Genomic DNA, 17282 nt, shown 5'->3' with positions numbered 1-17282 from the left:
TGAAGAAAAACGATAAAAAGAAAAAGTAAATAAGGTGTTAATCTTGGGAGAAGATTAACACCCGTTTTCAGCATTGGTGATTGCCATGGTGCAACTCTTCCAAAAAGGATATATCCATCATTCCGTCGCCAACCCTTCCAACCGTTCTTTTATGTAACAACACAGGGTGGTTTGTTTTTCCGGATTTTTCTCAGCAGAAACGCCTTTTTCGATTCCTCCCGACTGAAGCAGCATTTCCCAATGATTCAGCCATATTTTATTGCTTGGTGGCATCAGTACGATCAGAGTCATGACAGAAGCTACGATGATCAAAAAAGACGTTTTGTTCATTTTTCACTCCTTATATTAAAACGCTTCGTCCTGTGTTTTCATTTTAAAAAGGAATACGGAGAGGGTCAAGATTCCACGGCTTGTATTCTATAAGATTTATTGAACAACATGGATCAATCTGGTCACAATTGTGGAAAACAAACATTCAGGTCCGGTAAACTGTTAAATTTTTTCCAACACCTAAAAAAACGACAAATCCGATCCTTGATCTTCCGCTCCCGGAGACGAAAGAAAAAAAGATCGCTATAATAAGATAAGGAATTTTTAACCAAAGACAAAAAGGTGGGATGCAGAGTGAGTACACTGATCGCCATCCTCTCTCTTCTTCTGAACGGGGGGGTTCTCTATTTTTTGTACCGGCAATCGCTCACGAAAACGAAAGAAAATCCTTGGAACGATCTTTTTTACCAGCTGCAAACGCTCCAAGCCCAGCAAGAAAAATTGGAAAAAAGAGTGCGGGAAGAAATGGGGTACAACCGTCAGGAGTGGAATACGTCTTCACTGGAAAACCGGAGAGAATTGCAGCAGTCTTTCACCACGTTGACCAAAGCCACTTTATCCACGCTACGCGAATCTGCATCGCAACAAAAAGATCTCTTGGACAGCTTTTCCAAACAACTGAATGATCTGACCCGGATGAACGAACAAAAATTTGATCATCTCCGGACCCAAGTCGAAGAAAAACTGGCGGCCATCCAAACCGAAAACCAGAAAAAACTGGAGGAAATGCGCAAAACGGTGGATGAAAAGTTGCACAACACCTTGGAAAAACGTCTTGGTGAATCCTTTCAATTGGTCAGCGAACGTCTGGAACAAGTACATAAAAGCTTGGGGGAAATGCAAAATCTGGCCACCGGTGTGGACCATTTGCGGAAAATATTATCCAATGTCAAAAACCGCGGGGTGTTGGGCGAAATTCAACTGGAGAATATTTTGGAACAAATGTTGTCTTCAGAACAATATGAAAAAAATGTGCGTGTCAAAGAAAACAGCAAGGAAAATGTGGAATTTTGCATCAAACTGCCTTCGAAACAGGAAGAAGGGAAATTTGTATTGCTTCCGATCGACTCCAAGTTTCCCCTCGCAGATTATCAGCGCCTGTTGGAAGCGCAGGAAAGCGGAGATGTCCATCAAATGGCCCAGGCCGGAAAAAACCTGGAAAACCGGGTCAAACAAGAAGCCAAAAAGATCAGCGAAAAATATATATCCCCCCCGAAAACAACGGACTTTGCCATTTTATTTTTGCCTTTGGAGGGTTTATATGCCGAAATCTTGCGCCGTCCGGGATTATGGGAAAGCATTCAGCGCAAATACCGTGTCTCCATTGTCGGGCCGGCAACATTGTCCGCTTTTTTAAACAGTTTGCAAATGGGCTTTCGCACTTTGGCAATTGAAAAGCATACCCATGAAGCTTGGGAATGGCTCAGCATTTTAAAAAATGATTTGTACCGGTTCGGAGACTACCTGGCCAAAGCACAAAGAAAAATTGAAGAAGCCGGAAAAACCATCGGCCAGGCGAGCCGGCAAACGGAAACCATGAAAAAGAAACTGAACAAAGTGGAAAACCTGCCCCAACCCAAAAGCATCCCCCCGACTCCGGCCGATCCCGAAACGGATGAATTAACGGATCAGGGGGAGTGACCGTGGAACAGGTTTTATCATGTGGTGAAACCGATCCGGCCGGAAACGGGCGGGTGGTTCAACACATAACGGGGTGTTCCTTGGGCAGACACAGACAGGCGACGCACCGGCTGCCCAAGGATGGAGTCCCTTTGACCGAAAACCAAAAATCTCAGATAATCATTCTCATGAGGTTCCCCACCATGATCCCGATATAATTGCCCACCGCGTAACCGAAGATCCCCATTAACACGGCGGGAGTCATTAATGAAGCCCAACCTTTGGACGATGCCAGCGCAAGGGCCGTCGATGGCCCTCCGATGGCCGCCTGGCTGGCCACCGCCAACATCTCCACTTCCAGTTTGAACCATTTCCCCACACCGAAAACAATCAGTGCATGTATGGCGATGACAAGAACGAGAAATAGAAACACCACCGGTCCTTTTTCCACCAATGTATTCAAGATAGTCCCGGCGCCCATGGTGGCAAAAAACAGATGAAGCAAATAATTCCCGATCGCCTCTCCCCCTTGCAACCGGGAGACCGGCGTAAACCAGGCCAACAACAGAGCCAATGTGGTATACCAGATCACACTTGGAATTTCAAGGCCGCTGGCTTGCTGAATCCATGGCGTGACCCATTCGGAGACTGCCACGATGGAAAAGGCAACCGCAAGCATTGCCGCCAGATCAAAAATCGTCACTTTTTTGGGTTGGAAGAAACCTTCACCGGCTTTTTCCCCTTTCTCTCCCTTGTCCTGAACCGAAGGGTAAAAGCGGCGGAATAACACCGGAATCACGGCTGTCGCGACCATCCAGACGTTGGTCATGATGTTGTCGGCGGCAGCTCCGGTCGCATACATGGTTTCTGATGTTTCAAGCGCTTTTCCCACCGCCGCATAATTAATCCCGCCGCCGATGTAACTGGCCGCAAATTGGGCGGTGATTTTCCAACTCTCTTCCCCGATCCGGCCGGCCGTCAAAAGCCCTCCCAACACTGCCCCGCAAACGGTACCGATGGCGGCGAGGCCAAAAGCGATAAACGCCGGTTTTCCCAATCGGCGCAAATTTCGAAAATCCGTGGATAACAGTAACAGGACAATGGACAGCGGTACACCGTAATCTCCGGCAAATTGATAAACGGGATTTGATTCCCCCAAAGAAGAAGGAATCACATGCAAATTGACCAAAACCGCCCCGCCGGTGATCACCAGGATCGCGGTTCCGAGAAAAGAGAAAAAACGGTATTTTTGATCCAGCCAAAAGCAAAACCAAATAAGTAAAGTGATTACGGCCCCCACTCCCAAAGGGCTGGTGATCCATGCATCTTGATTCATCCAACTCCTCCTTTTCAAACTCTTTGCTTTTCCACCATTATCATACATTCAATAAAAAAAGTCTTGGATAAAAATATCCAAGACGATACTGATCTACTTCCACTCCGTTTTTCTGTTCACCATTTCGACCGCCTCTTCAATCCGGCTGAGCACTTCTTGTTCCGTCCGTCCGGTAATCACCATGGTCACGACGTAATCCACGCTCGTGCTGGCTCCGGCATAAGATTGCCCCGGTTTGGCGAGCAACCGGTATTCCGTGATCCATTCCGGCAATTCTTCCGCTTTGGGTCCCTTTACAAACGTGCCGTATTTCGGGGGAATCCCGACAAAACCAAATTGGGTTTTTGGTTTTTTCTCTTTCTGCAACCGTTTTGGCAGCTGAACCGGTATCCCGCACTGGGCTTGTACAGAAAATTTCGTCAAATCAACCCCGAAAGCTTGGCGATACTCTTCGCAAATCCGGGATCCCCCGGTGCGGCAAGCCACCTCACACAAGACCAATTCATCATCCGGTGTATGGAACACTTCGGCATGAAAAGAAGTGTGCTCAGGCGTCGGCATTACTTTCAAAACGGAACAAACATACTCTTGCATACGCGCCGTCAGCGGATTTTGCGGTGACAACAAATAACTTCCCAAATATTTGCCCTCGTGAAAAGCCAAGCAATCATTCAAATACTTGGACGGCCAGCATAAAACGATTTCGCCGTTTAGAATCAAACCATCAATATGATACATTTCTCCCTCAATAAATTGTTCCACTTCCAGATTATGCTCCAAGCCTTTGGTCAGGTACCGGATGGTGTCGCGGTCATTCTCCAGAACGGTGGTGTTCCTCGACCCCATTCCGTCAACCGGCTTCACCACCACCGGATAATGATGATCCTGAATAAACGCATACAAATCAATGGCTGAATTCAAACGGGCATATTGAGGAACCCGAATGCGTGCCTCGCTTAGAATGGATTTCATTTTGACTTTATCGCGGAACGCGATGGCACTTTCCCAGGATTGCCCTTCAATCCCCAAATATTCCCTCAGCCTGGCTGCCCTCAGGATATCTCTCTCGGCCGTTGCAATGATGGTGTGATACGGATGTTCGCGGTACAATTGCAAAGCTTGAAATTCAATGGCAGAATTATAATCATAATTTTCAAAAGCAAAAACTTGGGCATATTGAGTAAAATCCTTGGCATAAGTGGTGTTTGTCATGAGATACAGATCCTCATTCAGTTCCTTCAACCATTGGTTATAAGGAACATCATAATGGGGCAATCGGTTGAAAATCAGTATACTCAAATTGTTTCCCCCTTTTTTCTGTCTTCTTGAGGATCTCAAAACACCGATAAATGAAGCAAATTCATGAACCCCCGACATTCAGGGTGCTCCTCTTAATATTAGAAAAAACGCTATTTTATGTCAATAAATATATGTAGAAAATGATTAATTTTCTTTTAATTAAAAATACCTTGCGAAACCGGCTTCGCAAGGCTCAAGAGATCGTGGATCTATAAGTCTTTTTTGGAGAACGAATAGGGAAGCAGTTTTCCAACGGTCGTCTCCATGACATCCCCCTTCAAATTGGACAGATAAACCGGCATGTCCGTATCGCAAAACTCTGAAAGCACCTGGCGGCACGCACCGCAAGGCGAAACCGGCCCGTCTGTATCCGCCACCACGGCCATGGCGGAAAAAGAACGTTCGTTTTCTGAAACGGCCTTAAAGATGGCGGTCCGTTCGGCACAATTGGTCAGTCCGTAAGAAGCGTTTTCAATATTGGCCCCGCGGATCACTTTCCCCTCTTTGGTCAAAAGAGCGGCGCCGACTTTAAATTTGGAATAAGGGACATAAGCCCGTTCCATCCCTTTTTTGGCTTCCTCAATCAGTTGGTCACGGTCCATGGATCTCAACCTTTCTGCTTAATGCTTATTTTGCTTCCATGATTTTGACTCCGGAACTGGTTCCAATGCGGTTGGCTCCGGCATCAACCATTTTCATCAGATCCTCCAGGCTGCGTACGCCTCCGGATGCTTTCACGCCCAGATCGTCTCCCACCGTTTTGCGCATCAGTGCGACATCTTCCACGGTGGCTCCTCCTGTTGAAAAACCGGTCGACGTTTTGACGAAATCCGCCCCGGCTCTGGCAGCGATTTCACATGCCCGGACTTTTTCTTCATCCGTCAACAAACAGGTTTCAATGATCACTTTGGTCAACGCTTTTCCTTCGGCCGCCTTGGTCACTGCACGAATGTCTTCTTCCACTTCTTCATACCGGCCGCTTTTTAACAGACCGATATTGATCACCATATCGACTTCCGTCGCCCCGTTTTCAATTGCGTTGCGGGTTTCGAAGGCTTTGGTCTCCGGTGTGGTTGCCCCGAGCGGGAATCCGATCACCGTACACACCTTCACATCAGTCTCTTTTAAAATTTCACAGACCTGCGGAACCCAAACCGGATTGACGCATACGGACGCAAAATCATATTTTTTGGCCTCTTCCGCAAGACGGACAATCTGTTCCCTGGTTGCATCCGGTTTCAACAAAGTGTGATCGATCAGTTTGGCAATTTGACTTTTTTCCATTTCTTCTTCCTCCTGTCATCCTTGAACAATGTCGTGAATCAAAGCAGGCGGTTGAACCGGTTTTTGGCTGATCGCATAAGCCTGTTCCACTTTTTCAATGACGTCTGTCACCGACGAACGGTTGCTGTGAATGGTGACGAGTGTCTCTCCTTTGCGGACGGAATCGCCGATCTTTTTGTTTAACACCAATCCCACCGCCAAATCGATTTCGGATTCTTTGGTGGCCCGTCCGGCTCCCAGCATCATGGCGGCCGTTCCGATTTCATTGGCTGTGATTTCGGAGACATATCCGTCCTCTTTCGCTTTCACTTCCATCGTATACTTTGCGGTCAGCAACTGCTCCGGATGATCGACATACCGGTCGTCCCCGCCTTGCGCCCGGATAAATTGCTTCATGGTTTCAAGCGCTTTTCCGTTGTTCATGGATTCTTTGAGCAATGATCGGGCTTCTTCCGGAGTTTGGGCTTTGCCGGCCAGGCAAACCATGTGGCTGCCCAACGTCAAACAAAGCTCTTCCAGATCTTTCGGCCCTTTTCCTTTCAACGTGTCAATGGCTTCTTTGACTTCGAGGGCATTTCCGACGGCGAAACCGAGCGGTTGGCTCATATCCGAGATCACCGCCATGGATTTTCTTCCCACATTGCCGCCGATTTCCACCATGGTCCGGGCAAGTTGCCGCGCATCTTCCATGCTCTTCATGAAAGCCCCGGCTCCCACCTTCACATCCAATACAATGGCATCCGAACCGGAAGCAATTTTTTTGCTCATGATCGAACTGGCAATCAGCGGAATGGAATTGACGGTTCCGGTCACATCCCGCAAGGCATACAACTTTTTATCGGCAGGCGTCAGCTTTCCGGACTGGCCGATGACGGCGACTTTATTTTGATTCACCAGCCGGATGAATTGCTCATTATCCACCTCGACATGAAATCCGGGAAAGGATTCAAGTTTATCAATCGTTCCGCCGGTATGCCCCAGCCCGCGGCCGGACATTTTGGCAACCGGCACACCGACCGAACCCACCAGCGGCGCCAGCACCAATGTGGTGGTATCCCCCACGCCTCCGGTACTGTGCTTATCCACCTTGATCCCTTCAATGGAAGACAAGTCGATCTGCTCTCCCGAGCGGACGATTTCCATGGTAAAATGAGCGGTTTCCTCAGGAGTCATCCCTTGAAAATAAACCGCCATCAAAAAGGAGGCCATTTGATAATCCGGAATCTCTCCCCGGGTGTAACCTTGCACCAAAAACCGAATCTCTTCTTCGGTCAACGCCTTTTTATCTCTTTTCTTTTCGATCAAATCGATCATCCGCATTTTCCTAACGACTCCCTTCATTCTTTATCGCACAAAGCCATCCGACTTATTCCATTCCTGCCTTCAAAGCAAATATATCAAAGGGGTGAACATATGTAAATTAAAATATTAACAAATGTAAAACCAACATCTTTCCAATCCTCTTTCTCCTTATTATGATCGGCGAAACGGAAAATAAAAAAGAGCATTCAATCCGAATGCCCCGTATCGTCGCTCATTCGTTTTCTCCGCCGCTTTGTTCGTGAAGCAATCGGGCCGTGTGCTGATCTGTGATCAACACGTTGGCATACCGTCCCCGCAAAGCCCCGCGGATCGCCTTCACTTTATTCAATCCCCCCGCCACCAAAACGGAGTGCTCCTTTTTTCTCAATTCGTCCAATTCAATGCCGATGGTTCGTTGATTTAAACGTTCATCGCAAATCTTGCCGTTTTCATCATAAAAACGGGAGCAAATATCCCCGACGGCTTTGGCGGAGAGCAGTTCCAACTCTTCCTTGTTCAGATAACCCAACCGGAACAACAGGGAATCGGACAACGCTTCCCCGACGGTATAAACCGCAATATTGGCCTGTCTCCCCATTTTCAGCAGTTTTTGAATGTGCTTGTCGGCTTCGATTGCTTCTTTCACCACCGCCTTGTCGACAATGGCGGGAAGCGGGAGATAATGCGGAATCGTTCCGTAAGCTTGCCCGAACCTTTGCATGATTTCCGAGGCATAAGTATGCTCCGCCGAGTAACTGACGCCTCCTTTTAATTGCACCACATGCACATGATTGACCGGCTTGTGCTTCAAATGAAGCGCAACCTGATACAAGGTTGTCCCCCAGGCAACACCGATCAAATCCCCGTCTGCAACGATTTGGTCCAAGTACAAGGCCGCCTGCCTGCCAAGCATTTTTTTCACCGTTTTTTCGTCATAGTTGTGAACCGGTACAATCAACACTTTTTTCATCCGGTATCTTTCTTTTAAAGCAGCTGCAAGTTGATCCAAACGAAGAGAAGGATCCACGATTTCAATCCGCACAATTCCTTCTTCTTTGGCCTGTTGCAAAAGGCGCGACACAGTCGGACGCGAAACCCCCAACTGGTTGGCGATTTCCTGCTGGTTGTAATCTTCCTGGTAATACATTTTGGCTGCTTGTATCAACATCTTGAGTTTTGTTTGGTCCATATTTTCACCCATCATCAATTCGTCACGCCCATTATAGCACGGATGGAATCCGGAACTCATCTTTCGCCGCCTTCATACGATGAAAAAAAAAGTTTCCTTCCGTCTTTCGGTCAAGCGGACAAGAAAACACTTCCGCATTTTTCGACGGGAACTCCGGCAACGCTCTATTTTCTGAAAGGTTATTTTTATTATTTTTTAATATAAATTCATTTTTACAATAATGAATAAAATTCGTTAAACTTTTGTAACAAATTGAAAATAGAATCCTAACTGAAAATATTTTAGTATAGAAAGGATGAGCCCATTGCTGAAACGTGTATTGTCTCTGGCGGCCATCTTTGCATTGGGAACGTTTATGTCCATTCCGACCGTATCCAACGCCAACGCGGAGACGGTTCAAAAACAGCCTCAGGAAATTATCGTAAAATTCAAACAAAACGCAACATCTTCTGACGTTTCCGCCTTGCATGCCAAAGCAAAAGCCTCCATCACTTCCACCAATAAACAACTGGGTTATCAAGTGGTGAAAGTAAACGAAGGTCAAAACATGGAAGACGTACTGAAACAATACCAATCCAACCCCAATGTGGAATATGTGGAACCCAACCATGAAGTGCATGCCTTTTTCACTCCGAATGATCCCAGATACAGCGAGCAATATGCTCCTCAACTCGTCGGTGCTGAAGAAGCCTGGGATGTGACCCAAGGTTCTTCCAATGTGACGGTGGCCATCGTGGACACCGGGGTTGACTACAACCATCCCGACCTGCAAGGAAAAGTGATCAAAGGAAAAGACTTCGTTGACAACGATGACGACCCCATGGATGAAAATATGCACGGAACGCACTGTGCCGGAATCGCGGCTGCTTTGACCAACAACGGCGTCGGGATTGCCGGTATGGCTCCGAAAGTGAAAATTCTGGCAGAACGTGTTTTGGATGCGAACGGATCCGGCACCCTGGATTCCGTTGCACAAGGAATCACCCATGCCGCTGACCAAGGTGCTGACGTGATCAGCTTGAGCTTGGGATCTCCCCAAGGCGCTTCAACATTGGAAAATGCCGTGAATTATGCCGCAAGCAAAGGAGCTGTTGTGGTGGCGGCAGCCGGGAACGAATCCACCAGCGCTCCCAGCTATCCGGCTTATTATGAAAAAGCCATCGCAGTTGCCGCAACCGACTCCAACGATAAAATCGCTTCCTTCTCGAACTATGGAAGCTGGGTTGATGTAGCCGCTCCGGGGGTAAACATTTTATCCACGGTTCCCGGCGGGGGATACCAAACGGCTTCCGGAACTTCCATGGCCACACCGCTGGTTGCCGGTCAGGCAGCATTGCTCGCCTCCCAAGGCAAAAGTGCGAGTGAAATCCGTCAAGCCATCGAAGGAACGGCTGACCAAATCTCCGGAACCGGCCAATATTGGGCACACGGCCGTGTCAATGCCGCAAAATCTGTCTCTCAATAATGAAGTCGAAAGCTGTCTGTGATTTCACAGACAGCTTTTTTTGATCAGCGGCTGAAAAAATTCATGAGGATACCGGTTTAAAAAATGAAACATGCCGTTTGCCGACTTTAAAATGATGAACCCGGTTGAATCCCTCATGCTCCGGTTTTATCTTCTGACCGGTAATAATGACGGCGACGGAGTTGTTTAAGTCCATCGCTTTCCGCAGATTTTCAAACAGGGATTGGACCGGATTTTCATCATTTCCACGCCAGGAAACCAGATTCCCGTATGGAAGATCGGTGATGATGACCTGGACCCGTTGGACCGGGTTTTCATCCGGCTTCGTGATGTCCCTTTGAAAACAAGTGATTTGGATGGGTTCCTTCTTCAAATAAGCTTTTAACACCTGCACACTGTCCAACGCTTCTATATGCGAAGGTTTTCCATACTCCTTAACGTATTTCCGGATTTCTTCTTCTCTGCGACGAAGCCCTGCAAAAGAAAGCAAGGACAGATTTTTCCGCGCAAACGCCACCATTTTTTCATCATCATCCGAAGCCGCGATTTCACGGATCTTGGAAGCATGCAAAAAACCCAACACGGTCAACAGATAACCCGAACCACAACACGGATCATAGAGCTTGAACCCGTTTTTTTCTTCATTTAAAAACGATTGCGCCCGGTAAAAAATTTCGCTTGCCAACCGGACGGGAAACGGCGCGGAACCGGGGACATTGTACAACACCCGTCCGCTTGCAAAATCACGATAATCTTTCTTTTCGATTTCATAATGATACTTCATTGAATCACCCGATTGTAAATGTTATTCCTTTTGATTGAGAAACGATGTAACAGTCCGCACGAATTTGTCCGGCTGTTCTCTTTGCGGCCAATGCTTGCATTTTTCAAAGATCGCCAAGGGGAGATCCGGCGCATACACCTGAAATTTTTTGACAACGGTGCCAGTACTCCCTAGGACAGGCAGGCGGAATCGATGCCTCCCCCATGCAACAAAACAACAGGCGTTCCATTTTGATCCGGACAGGCTGTATAACCACTTACTCCTATTAAACCATTTTCCTTTGCGCTGATAAATCCGCTTTCACAGTGGATCAAAAAAACCGGGCAAACGGTGCTTCCATTTCTCCCTGCCCGGATCATCAGCTGTCATCAGGAGTGTTGCAATGCCACTTCAAATTTGATTTCTTTTTCATCCGTAAGATTAGGCTTATAAAGGAGCACATATTTTTCTTTTTGGGGAACATCAAAATAGAGGACGCCTTTTTTCGTCTCCCCTTTTTGCAAATCGGCCTTCATAAACCCGTCATCATAGGAAAAATAACTTTGCAATGCGTTCCCGTCCTCATCATATAAATTAAACGCTTCTACCCCCACACTCACCGGTTCATCCTTCTGGTTGGCCAACTGAAATTGAACCGCCAACACTTTTCCCTTCTCCGGCGGAATATATTTGTTTCCGTCTTTTAAAACGGCGCTTTGGACGGTGATCTCCAGCCCGTCAACAGCCGCGGTTTCACCGGTTTGAAACACTTTTTCCTCTTTGGTCGGTTCTTGTTTCTCCTCGGCATCCGTTTTTTCCTCACTGACCGCCGCGAGATTTTCCGCTTTCGGCTCCGCTTTTTGTCCTTGCGTGGAGCAACCCGTCAACACACCCCCTGCGAACAAAAGCGTTGCCCCCCATAAGATCCATCGCTTCATCCAATCCCTCCTTACCTTGGTCTCCGGATAATTCATTCGTATTGAAATCAAAAGTTTTTGTCCGGACCGGACAACCGGGATTGGATGAAGACACAAAAAGCCCGCTCCCCTCATGGAAATCCCCCCCATGAAAAGAAGCGGGCTCCGGCCGGCGTCAATTTTGAAACGGATCTGACACAGCGTATCCGTTTACCAAGCAAAAACCCCTTCGCAAAAGAAGGGGTTCGATTTGGTGGGCAGTATTGGAATCGAACCAACGACCTCTTCCGTGTCAAGGAAGCGCTCTCCCCCTGAGCTAACTGCCCAAGTTTTGAATAGTTTGTGAATAGAAAAGGAAGTGATATGGTGGGCCCAACAGGACTCGAACCTGTGACCGATCGGTTATGAGCCGACTGCTCTACCAACTGAGCTATAGGCCCATTAAAGATGGCGGAGCTGACGGGATTCGAACCCGCGATCTCCTGCGTGACAGGCAGGCATGTTAGGCCTCTACACCACAGCTCCACATTTGGTTGCGGGGACAGGATTTGAACCTGCGACCTTCGGGTTATGAGCCCGACGAGCTACCTGACTGCTCCACCCCGCGTCGTTTTCCGCTTTGTCATCAGCGACATGTTTTAATATACAATAATTCTCTGGAACATGCAAGGGGTTTTTTAAAATTTTTTTCTCCAAATGTACCGCACCCCGTATTTCCCTTTTTTGGAGCGGAATACTTCCACTTCCTCCGGGCTGTCGTAACCATACAGCCACCAATCTTCCTGCATGCGTGTTGCCAGGCAGCGCGCTTGAAACGAACTGTCAAACAATTTGGCCCAATAAATCCACTTTGTCATTTTTCACACCCTCCCTGTATGTCTATTTTTTCCGCGGCGCTTCCTTTTCATGCCTGGATAAACGCATATTTTTGCCTGGTTTCATAACCGTTCAATGTGAAACGCATAAAATAAAACAACCATTGCAACACCTCTACATTCCCTCCTCTGAGCAGGCAGGCCGGATCTTTGCGGCCTGTCTTATTCTTTGCAGACAGATGCGTTCTGCTTAAATAAAAGTTATAATAATAGGAGTCACTATTTTGAGGAGGGATTCAGATGTACTACGGCATTGTTGCCTTTCCACAGAAACATGTCCAAGACAAAGTAAACGCTTTACGAAAACGCTATGATCCGCATTATTCCTTAATTCCCCCGCATATCACTTTAAAAGAGAAATTCGAACTTTCTGACGACAAACTCGAGAAAGCGGTTCAAGATCTGGAGAGAATCGCCAAAGAAGTCAAAGCGTTTCAAATTAAATTCCATAAAATCAGCCACTTTCATCCCACCAGCAACACCATCTATTATGCCATTGAAAATGGAGAGCCTTTGGTCAAATTGCACAATAAAATCAGCGAGGTGTTTGAAAGCGTCGAAGCTCCCTACAAATACATCCCTCATCTCACGATCGGGCAAAAAATGGCGGAAGATGAGTTGCATGATGTTTACGGAAGCTTGCGAATGAAAAATGTGCAAATGGAATCAAAAATTGACCGTTTTCATTTGATGTACCAATTGGAAAACGGTTCTTGGAGCATTCATCAATCTTTCCTGCTGGCCAAGGACTGAGAAAGGAAGGTATGCAATTGGCAGACACCACCGTAAAACAAGCGACCGGCTCCAAAGAAATGGAGCTTGTCTATTCGATCCGGACCAAGGTGTTCATCGAGGAACAACAAGTGCCAAAAGACTTGGAAATGGACGAATGGGAAGAAAAATCCGTCCATTTCCTTGCCTGGCTGGAAGACATTCCCGTCGGAACCTGCCGCCTCCGTTTTATTGACCATGATACGGGCAAAGCGGAAAGAGTGGCCGTTTTAAAAGAGTACCGAAAAACCGGTGCCGGCACGAAATTGATGGAGGCATTGGAAACCTTCGCCCGGCAAAAAGGGGCCAAAAAAGTCTTGCTGTATGCGCAAGTCTCCGCGTTGCCCTTTTACGAGAAGTTGGGTTATGTCGCTTTTGGCACCCCGTTTGAAGATGCCGGGATCTTACACATGCGGATGGAAAAAATTTTCTAAAGATAAAGGCGATGTTTTTTCAAGTCCTTTATGACGGAGATGTCTGTTGTGCATGTGCCCAGCGGCGCGTGATACATGGAACCGTTTCGCTCCCCGTGAAAGTCCGAGCCCGCTGTTTTCAGCACTCCCAGTTGATCCGCCAACTCCTCATAATGTCTTTTTTGATCAGCCGGATGATCAGGATGGTTCATCTCTATGCCATCCAATCCTTTCTCCACCAAGAGCGGGATCAAGTCGTCTTGCTCATAAAGACCGGGATGAGCAATGACGGCTGCTCCTCCGCTTTGATGAATGCATTCAATCGCTTCAAACGGAGAAATCCGCTCAACCACCGCATAAGCTTTCCCATCTTTCCCCAAATACTGATCAAACGCTTCGTCCATCGTTTTTACGACGCCTTTATCGATCAATACTTCGGCAATATGCGGCCTCCCCGGATTTTTTCGGGCATTTCTTTTCTTTTTGGCGATGACCTCCTCATAAGTAACCGGAATCCCCAATTCGTTTAAACGGTCGATGATTTTCAAATTGCGTTGATGCCGGGCTTCTTGCTGTTTCTTTAATATTTTGAGGAGACGGTTGTCATACATATCAATATGGTATCCCAGCATGTGAATTTCTTTCCCCTGCCACATTGTACTGATTTCCACACCGGGCACCACTTCAATTCCCCGTTTTTTTCCTTCTGCCCGGGCTTCTTCGATTCCCTCAACGGTATCATGGTCGGTGATGGCGATCCCTTTCAACCCGGCTTCCTCCGCCAGCTGCACCACACCGGCGGGAGAAAACAAGCCATCCGAAGCCGTTGTATGCACATGTAAATCCACTTTCCCCATGCAAAACCCCTCCATTCATTGATTCAAAAAACAAACCGAAACAGCCCCATCCCTTCGCCTTTCATCCAGATCCGCACCGGAACCGTCCGGTTCTTCCGCTTTTCAAAAGACCATGCCTGCATCTTTTGTGCCTGCTCTTTCGTCAAAAAAACAACCGGCTTTAATGGATAAAACCTGACTCCCACCTTGACCGGCCTCAACAAGGCATAGTATGTGCACCCTGTCCCCGGTCCATCCGTCCCGGACCACTCAACACGGCATTCGGTCGCATCTTCCAGCAAAGAGCGAAGCTTCACCGTTTGGCCTTCTTGTTGCATCTCATATAACGAATAATAAGACGCAATCAACTTGGAAGCATATTCCCAATAATCATGAAGCTTGGCTTCTTTCAGTACGAATTCCACCATCCTTTCCTGTTTGACATTAAAATAGTCATACAAAAACCACTGCTGAAATATTTGTTCGGGGAGAATGTCCGCTGTTGATTCTTTGGTGCGTTGGTAACCGGTACATCGCTGAAACCAATAAAGAGCCCGCATCTTTTCCCGGATGGAAATCAACCGCCGGGCCCATTGCTCCACTTCTTGAAGCATGGTTTGAAACTCTTTTTCTTTTTGCCGCTGCCATTGCTCCCGCCAATTCGTAAAGTGAATCATTTCATGGTTGGAATTGGAATGCATCCGGATTCACTCCCTCTGTAACATCAAACACGAAGTCCGGCATGAAATCAAACTCGATGGAGGCATGTCCAGGGGCAAACAACGCATTTCAATCCCTCCTGCGGGCAGGATTTTCATCCGGACAAAGGAATCCAGGCCCGTTGAATTTTGTAGTACAAAAAAAGAGTACCCGCTTCAGACCGGGTACTCTCCTCACTCAACACCTTTTACTTCCGTTTTTTGATCTCCTCTTTCATCCGTTCCGCCAATTGCTTCGGGTCCTGATTGGTTGAACGCGTATTTTCATTCACACCCAACTCACGACCCACTTCATTCATCAGTTCTTCGACCTGTTTTTTATTTTGCCCTTGTTGATTGTTGCGTTGTTGTTTTTGATCTTTTTCCCGTCCAAATAATTGGTTGAGAAAGCGGAACATTCGAAGATCCCCCTTTTGGTTGAGTGATATGCTTATTATTTTCTTTTTTGTTCTTTTGCATACAAAAAAGAAGCCACTCCTTGCTATGGCTTCTTTTTATCATTTCTGACTTATTAGTTGTGCCGGATTGTCAAAAACCACCACCGGATAGACCCCGTCGATCTGCGTAAAATAACAACCCGTTTCATTTTTTGCAAGCTTTCCCCGGATCCAAAAACGCTGTTCTGTTGTAAACGAGGGAACCGCCGACAGATGGACAGGTTTCCATTTCCCTTCCAGATAGACCACCGGTCCGGAAGAAGAAAAAGTAAACATCGACATTTCCTGTTTCTCTTCAACCGTTTCCGGATTCTTTTCAGCCTGACAAATGCCATGATCCAAAAGCCATTTACGCACTTCAACCGCAACCGGCAAGGTACGGATCAAATAAATGTAAACTTTCCGGAACACCGGATAAACGTGAGCCATCTTTTCGCTTTCCAACCAGCGGAAAAAATACTTCAGTGTGTTGAGGAAAACGCGGGAACCCTGAGGTGTGCATTTTCCCTGATCCAAATACCATTTACTGAGAAAATGAATAAACGCCTCTTCATCCAAATGCTCCCAGCGAAACCGGTTTCCGAACCGGGAGGACAGGTATTGGTACAATTTATCGATCGATTGGCTGTACAAAGCTTGCGTCCCTTTTTGGAAAGAAGAAACATATTGAATGAAAAATTGTTCAAATTGCTGCATGACATACAAAGGCAACGTTTCATTTTTCTCCTCCAAGACAGGCCATCCGGAGGTTTTTTCTTCTGAAACTTTTGGCCCTGTTTGAACAGATTTTGAATTTTCCATTTCTTCTGCACGTTGAATGGACCAACCAAAAACTCTCCAACCGTTCTCCCAAGTCGTATACTTATTTTCTTCTTCCAAGTGGTTGTATTTCTCTAGTTGCAAAAGTATCTCCCCTCTCATCTCATGCAAGAAGGATGTATAAGGGCCAATCAGTTCATAATGATTGCCGATTCGGACAAACCGCCCGAAAATCAAAGGTGCCGGCGGATATTCTCCTGCCGGATGCTTCACCGTCATCTCCCCGCCGCCCGTCAGCATCCGATAGACCGTTTTTTGTTCATCAAAATCCAACAACTCGTAACAAGTAAAGCGGGATTGGCAAAAGCTTTTTGCAAGTCGTTTTTGGTAGGGATTTTTTTTCAAAAGTGTGGAGGCCCAGATCTCTACGGGACGTTTATGATTCAGGCTGGGTGCATCAAACAACAGCCAAAATCGGAAGAAAGCGGACATGTCGTGCGGAATCGGCTTTTCAGGCGGAATGTTCAGCAACTGCTTAAAACGGTCGACCCAATCCAATTGCATTTCTGGTGGCATGTGTCGATGGAACCATTGATTAAACTCATGCAGCAAATCATTCTTCAGTTGACTTTCCCGATCTTCTCTTGCTTTTTCAGCTACAGACAGAGTCACTACCCTTTCACAACATTTTTTGTACTTTTTTCCACTGCCGCACGGGCAGGATTCATTCCGACCTACCATCGTCACACCTCGGATGAAAGATTCCTTGTTTTCAAGTATAGCTCAATCAGCTACCGAAAACAAAGAAAATATCACAAAATATACCAAATATCTGCTTGCATTTCCCCCATACATCACTTTATTCTCACTAACAATATTCCTCTATCTGAGGAAATTTAAACCAAAATGTGACGGCATGATCGGATGGTTTGAATGCTTCATGGAAGGATGGTGTAGCCGGGGCCGT

At 46.9% G+C, this 17282-nt stretch carries 18 protein-coding genes and 4 tRNA genes; 4 read left to right on the top strand and 18 right to left on the bottom strand.

Annotated features, from left to right (window positions below; translation table 11 throughout):
* Nucleotides 1–117: 117 nt before the first annotated feature.
* Nucleotides 118–330, bottom strand: coding sequence for a hypothetical protein (locus tag ATH33_RS06275; RefSeq protein WP_049720307.1), 213 nt, complete (start codon nucleotides 328–330; stop codon nucleotides 118–120).
* A 294-nt stretch (nucleotides 331–624) separates the two neighbouring features.
* On the opposite strand from ATH33_RS06275, the gene ATH33_RS06270 reads away from it, so the two are divergent.
* Complete coding sequence (locus ATH33_RS06270) at nucleotides 625–1971, top strand: DNA recombination protein RmuC (RefSeq protein ID WP_052186679.1); 1347 nt, start codon at nucleotides 625–627, stop codon at nucleotides 1969–1971.
* Between the two features lie 151 nt (nucleotides 1972–2122).
* On the opposite strand, the gene ATH33_RS06265 is transcribed toward ATH33_RS06270, so the two are convergent.
* The 6 genes from ATH33_RS06265 to deoR form a co-directional block, all read right to left on the bottom strand.
* A complete protein-coding gene (locus tag ATH33_RS06265) occupies nucleotides 2123–3286 on the bottom strand; it encodes a DUF819 family protein (protein ID WP_037995047.1) in 1164 nt (387 codons plus the stop codon).
* Nucleotides 3287–3379: 93 nt separating this feature from the next.
* A complete protein-coding gene (locus tag ATH33_RS06260) occupies nucleotides 3380–4585 on the bottom strand; it encodes an ATP-grasp domain-containing protein (RefSeq protein WP_069201540.1) in 1206 nt (401 codons plus the stop codon).
* Between the two features lie 209 nt (nucleotides 4586–4794).
* On the bottom strand, nucleotides 4795–5187 hold the full coding sequence (locus ATH33_RS06255; RefSeq protein ID WP_037995049.1) for a cytidine deaminase: 393 nt from the start codon (nucleotides 5185–5187) through the stop codon (nucleotides 4795–4797).
* A 25-nt stretch (nucleotides 5188–5212) separates the two neighbouring features.
* The gene (gene deoC / locus ATH33_RS06250) at nucleotides 5213–5869 is read right to left on the bottom strand and encodes a deoxyribose-phosphate aldolase (RefSeq protein ID WP_037995051.1); all 657 of its coding nucleotides are present in this window, start codon (nucleotides 5867–5869) and stop codon (nucleotides 5213–5215) included.
* 15 nt (nucleotides 5870–5884) lie between these two features.
* Nucleotides 5885–7189, bottom strand: a complete 1305-nt coding sequence (locus ATH33_RS06245; RefSeq protein ID WP_037995053.1) for a pyrimidine-nucleoside phosphorylase — start codon at nucleotides 7187–7189, stop codon at nucleotides 5885–5887.
* 214 nt (nucleotides 7190–7403) lie between these two features.
* Nucleotides 7404–8360: a DNA-binding transcriptional repressor DeoR gene (gene deoR, locus ATH33_RS06240; protein WP_049720404.1), complete on the bottom strand. Its 957-nt coding sequence runs from the start codon at nucleotides 8358–8360 to the stop codon at nucleotides 7404–7406.
* A 355-nt stretch (nucleotides 8361–8715) separates the two neighbouring features.
* Between deoR and ATH33_RS06235 the strand changes: the two genes are divergently transcribed.
* Complete coding sequence (locus ATH33_RS06235; protein ID WP_369813511.1) at nucleotides 8716–9825, top strand: S8 family peptidase; 1110 nt, start codon at nucleotides 8716–8718, stop codon at nucleotides 9823–9825.
* Nucleotides 9826–9886: 61 nt separating this feature from the next.
* On the opposite strand, the gene ATH33_RS06230 is transcribed toward ATH33_RS06235, so the two are convergent.
* The 7 genes from ATH33_RS06230 to ATH33_RS06200 form a co-directional block, all read right to left on the bottom strand.
* Nucleotides 9887–10609, bottom strand: coding sequence for a hypothetical protein (locus ATH33_RS06230; protein WP_049720312.1), 723 nt, complete (start codon nucleotides 10607–10609; stop codon nucleotides 9887–9889).
* Nucleotides 10610–10977: 368 nt separating this feature from the next.
* Nucleotides 10978–11526 carry a DUF4352 domain-containing protein gene (locus ATH33_RS06225; RefSeq protein ID WP_170151239.1) on the bottom strand — a complete coding sequence of 183 codons (549 nt, stop codon included), beginning with the start codon at nucleotides 11524–11526 and terminating at the stop codon, nucleotides 10978–10980.
* 230 nt (nucleotides 11527–11756) lie between these two features.
* Nucleotides 11757–11831 (bottom strand) — tRNA-Val (locus tag ATH33_RS06220).
* A 38-nt stretch (nucleotides 11832–11869) separates the two neighbouring features.
* A tRNA-Ile gene (locus tag ATH33_RS06215) sits at nucleotides 11870–11945 on the bottom strand.
* 8 nt (nucleotides 11946–11953) lie between these two features.
* Nucleotides 11954–12030 (bottom strand) — tRNA-Asp (locus tag ATH33_RS06210).
* A gap of 5 nt (nucleotides 12031–12035) precedes the next feature.
* Nucleotides 12036–12112 (bottom strand) — tRNA-Met (locus ATH33_RS06205).
* Between the two features lie 70 nt (nucleotides 12113–12182).
* Nucleotides 12183–12362, bottom strand: a complete 180-nt coding sequence (locus ATH33_RS06200; RefSeq protein WP_037995063.1) for a hypothetical protein — start codon at nucleotides 12360–12362, stop codon at nucleotides 12183–12185.
* Nucleotides 12363–12620: 258 nt separating this feature from the next.
* Here ATH33_RS06200 and ATH33_RS06195 point away from each other — a divergent pair, with 258 nt between their 5' ends.
* Together ATH33_RS06195 and ATH33_RS06190 are read left to right on the top strand one after the other, a co-directional pair.
* Complete coding sequence (locus ATH33_RS06195) at nucleotides 12621–13133, top strand: 2'-5' RNA ligase family protein (RefSeq protein ID WP_037995065.1); 513 nt, start codon at nucleotides 12621–12623, stop codon at nucleotides 13131–13133.
* 17 nt (nucleotides 13134–13150) lie between these two features.
* The gene (locus ATH33_RS06190; RefSeq protein WP_049720314.1) at nucleotides 13151–13585 is read left to right on the top strand and encodes a GNAT family N-acetyltransferase; all 435 of its coding nucleotides are present in this window, start codon (nucleotides 13151–13153) and stop codon (nucleotides 13583–13585) included.
* Here ATH33_RS06190 and ATH33_RS06185 read toward each other — a convergent pair.
* The 4 genes from ATH33_RS06185 to ATH33_RS13585 all read right to left on the bottom strand — a co-directional run bounded on the left by ATH33_RS06185 (nucleotide 13582) and on the right by ATH33_RS13585 (nucleotide 16987).
* Complete coding sequence (locus ATH33_RS06185) at nucleotides 13582–14421, bottom strand: PHP domain-containing protein (RefSeq protein WP_037995070.1); 840 nt, start codon at nucleotides 14419–14421, stop codon at nucleotides 13582–13584. The two genes, ATH33_RS06190 and ATH33_RS06185, sit on opposite strands and share 4 nt — an antisense overlap.
* A 23-nt stretch (nucleotides 14422–14444) precedes the next feature.
* Entirely contained in the window at nucleotides 14445–15101 is a 657-nt protein-coding gene (locus ATH33_RS06180) for a hypothetical protein (RefSeq protein ID WP_037995071.1), read from the bottom strand.
* Between the two features lie 206 nt (nucleotides 15102–15307).
* Nucleotides 15308–15517 carry a hypothetical protein gene (locus tag ATH33_RS06175; RefSeq protein ID WP_037995073.1) on the bottom strand — a complete coding sequence of 70 codons (210 nt, stop codon included), beginning with the start codon at nucleotides 15515–15517 and terminating at the stop codon, nucleotides 15308–15310.
* Nucleotides 15518–15616: 99 nt separating this feature from the next.
* The gene (locus ATH33_RS13585) at nucleotides 15617–16987 is read right to left on the bottom strand and encodes a hypothetical protein (protein WP_170151230.1); all 1371 of its coding nucleotides are present in this window, start codon (nucleotides 16985–16987) and stop codon (nucleotides 15617–15619) included.
* Nucleotides 16988–17282 lie beyond the last annotated feature (295 nt).

Origin of the sequence: Thermoactinomyces vulgaris, assembly GCF_003688725.1 — a bacterium.
Classification (GTDB): domain Bacteria; phylum Bacillota; class Bacilli; order Thermoactinomycetales; family Thermoactinomycetaceae; genus Thermoactinomyces; species Thermoactinomyces vulgaris.
The sequence above is the reverse complement of the archived record's forward strand: the minus strand, read 5'-3'. Positions and strand labels throughout refer to the sequence as shown.

Excerpts from the sequence above, each read along its gene's own strand:
- ATH33_RS06265 (WP_037995047.1), bottom strand. The coding sequence starts at position 3,286 with ATGAATCAAGATGCATGGATCACCAGCCCTTTGGGAGTGGGGGCCGTA.
- ATH33_RS06245 (WP_037995053.1), bottom strand. The coding sequence starts at position 7,189 with ATGCGGATGATCGATTTGATCGAAAAGAAAAGAGATAAAAAGGCGTTG.
- ATH33_RS06180 (WP_037995071.1), bottom strand. The coding sequence starts at position 15,101 with ATGCATTCCAATTCCAACCATGAAATGATTCACTTTACGAATTGGCGG.
- ATH33_RS06185 (WP_037995070.1), bottom strand. The coding sequence starts at position 14,421 with ATGGGGAAAGTGGATTTACATGTGCATACAACGGCTTCGGATGGCTTG.
- ATH33_RS06195 (WP_037995065.1), top strand. The coding sequence starts at position 12,621 with ATGTACTACGGCATTGTTGCCTTTCCACAGAAACATGTCCAAGACAAA.
- deoR (WP_049720404.1), bottom strand. The coding sequence starts at position 8,360 with ATGGACCAAACAAAACTCAAGATGTTGATACAAGCAGCCAAAATGTAT.
- ATH33_RS06275 (WP_049720307.1), bottom strand. The coding sequence starts at position 330 with ATGAACAAAACGTCTTTTTTGATCATCGTAGCTTCTGTCATGACTCTG.
- ATH33_RS06230 (WP_049720312.1), bottom strand. The coding sequence starts at position 10,609 with ATGAAGTATCATTATGAAATCGAAAAGAAAGATTATCGTGATTTTGCA.
- ATH33_RS06255 (WP_037995049.1), bottom strand. The coding sequence starts at position 5,187 with ATGGACCGTGACCAACTGATTGAGGAAGCCAAAAAAGGGATGGAACGG.
- ATH33_RS06200 (WP_037995063.1), bottom strand. The coding sequence starts at position 12,362 with ATGACAAAGTGGATTTATTGGGCCAAATTGTTTGACAGTTCGTTTCAA.
- ATH33_RS06235 (WP_369813511.1), top strand. The coding sequence starts at position 8,716 with ATGTCCATTCCGACCGTATCCAACGCCAACGCGGAGACGGTTCAAAAA.
- ATH33_RS06225 (WP_170151239.1), bottom strand. The coding sequence starts at position 11,526 with ATGAAGCGATGGATCTTATGGGGGGCAACGCTTTTGTTCGCAGGGGGT.
- deoC (WP_037995051.1), bottom strand. The coding sequence starts at position 5,869 with ATGGAAAAAAGTCAAATTGCCAAACTGATCGATCACACTTTGTTGAAA.
- ATH33_RS06175 (WP_037995073.1), bottom strand. The coding sequence starts at position 15,517 with ATGTTCCGCTTTCTCAACCAATTATTTGGACGGGAAAAAGATCAAAAA.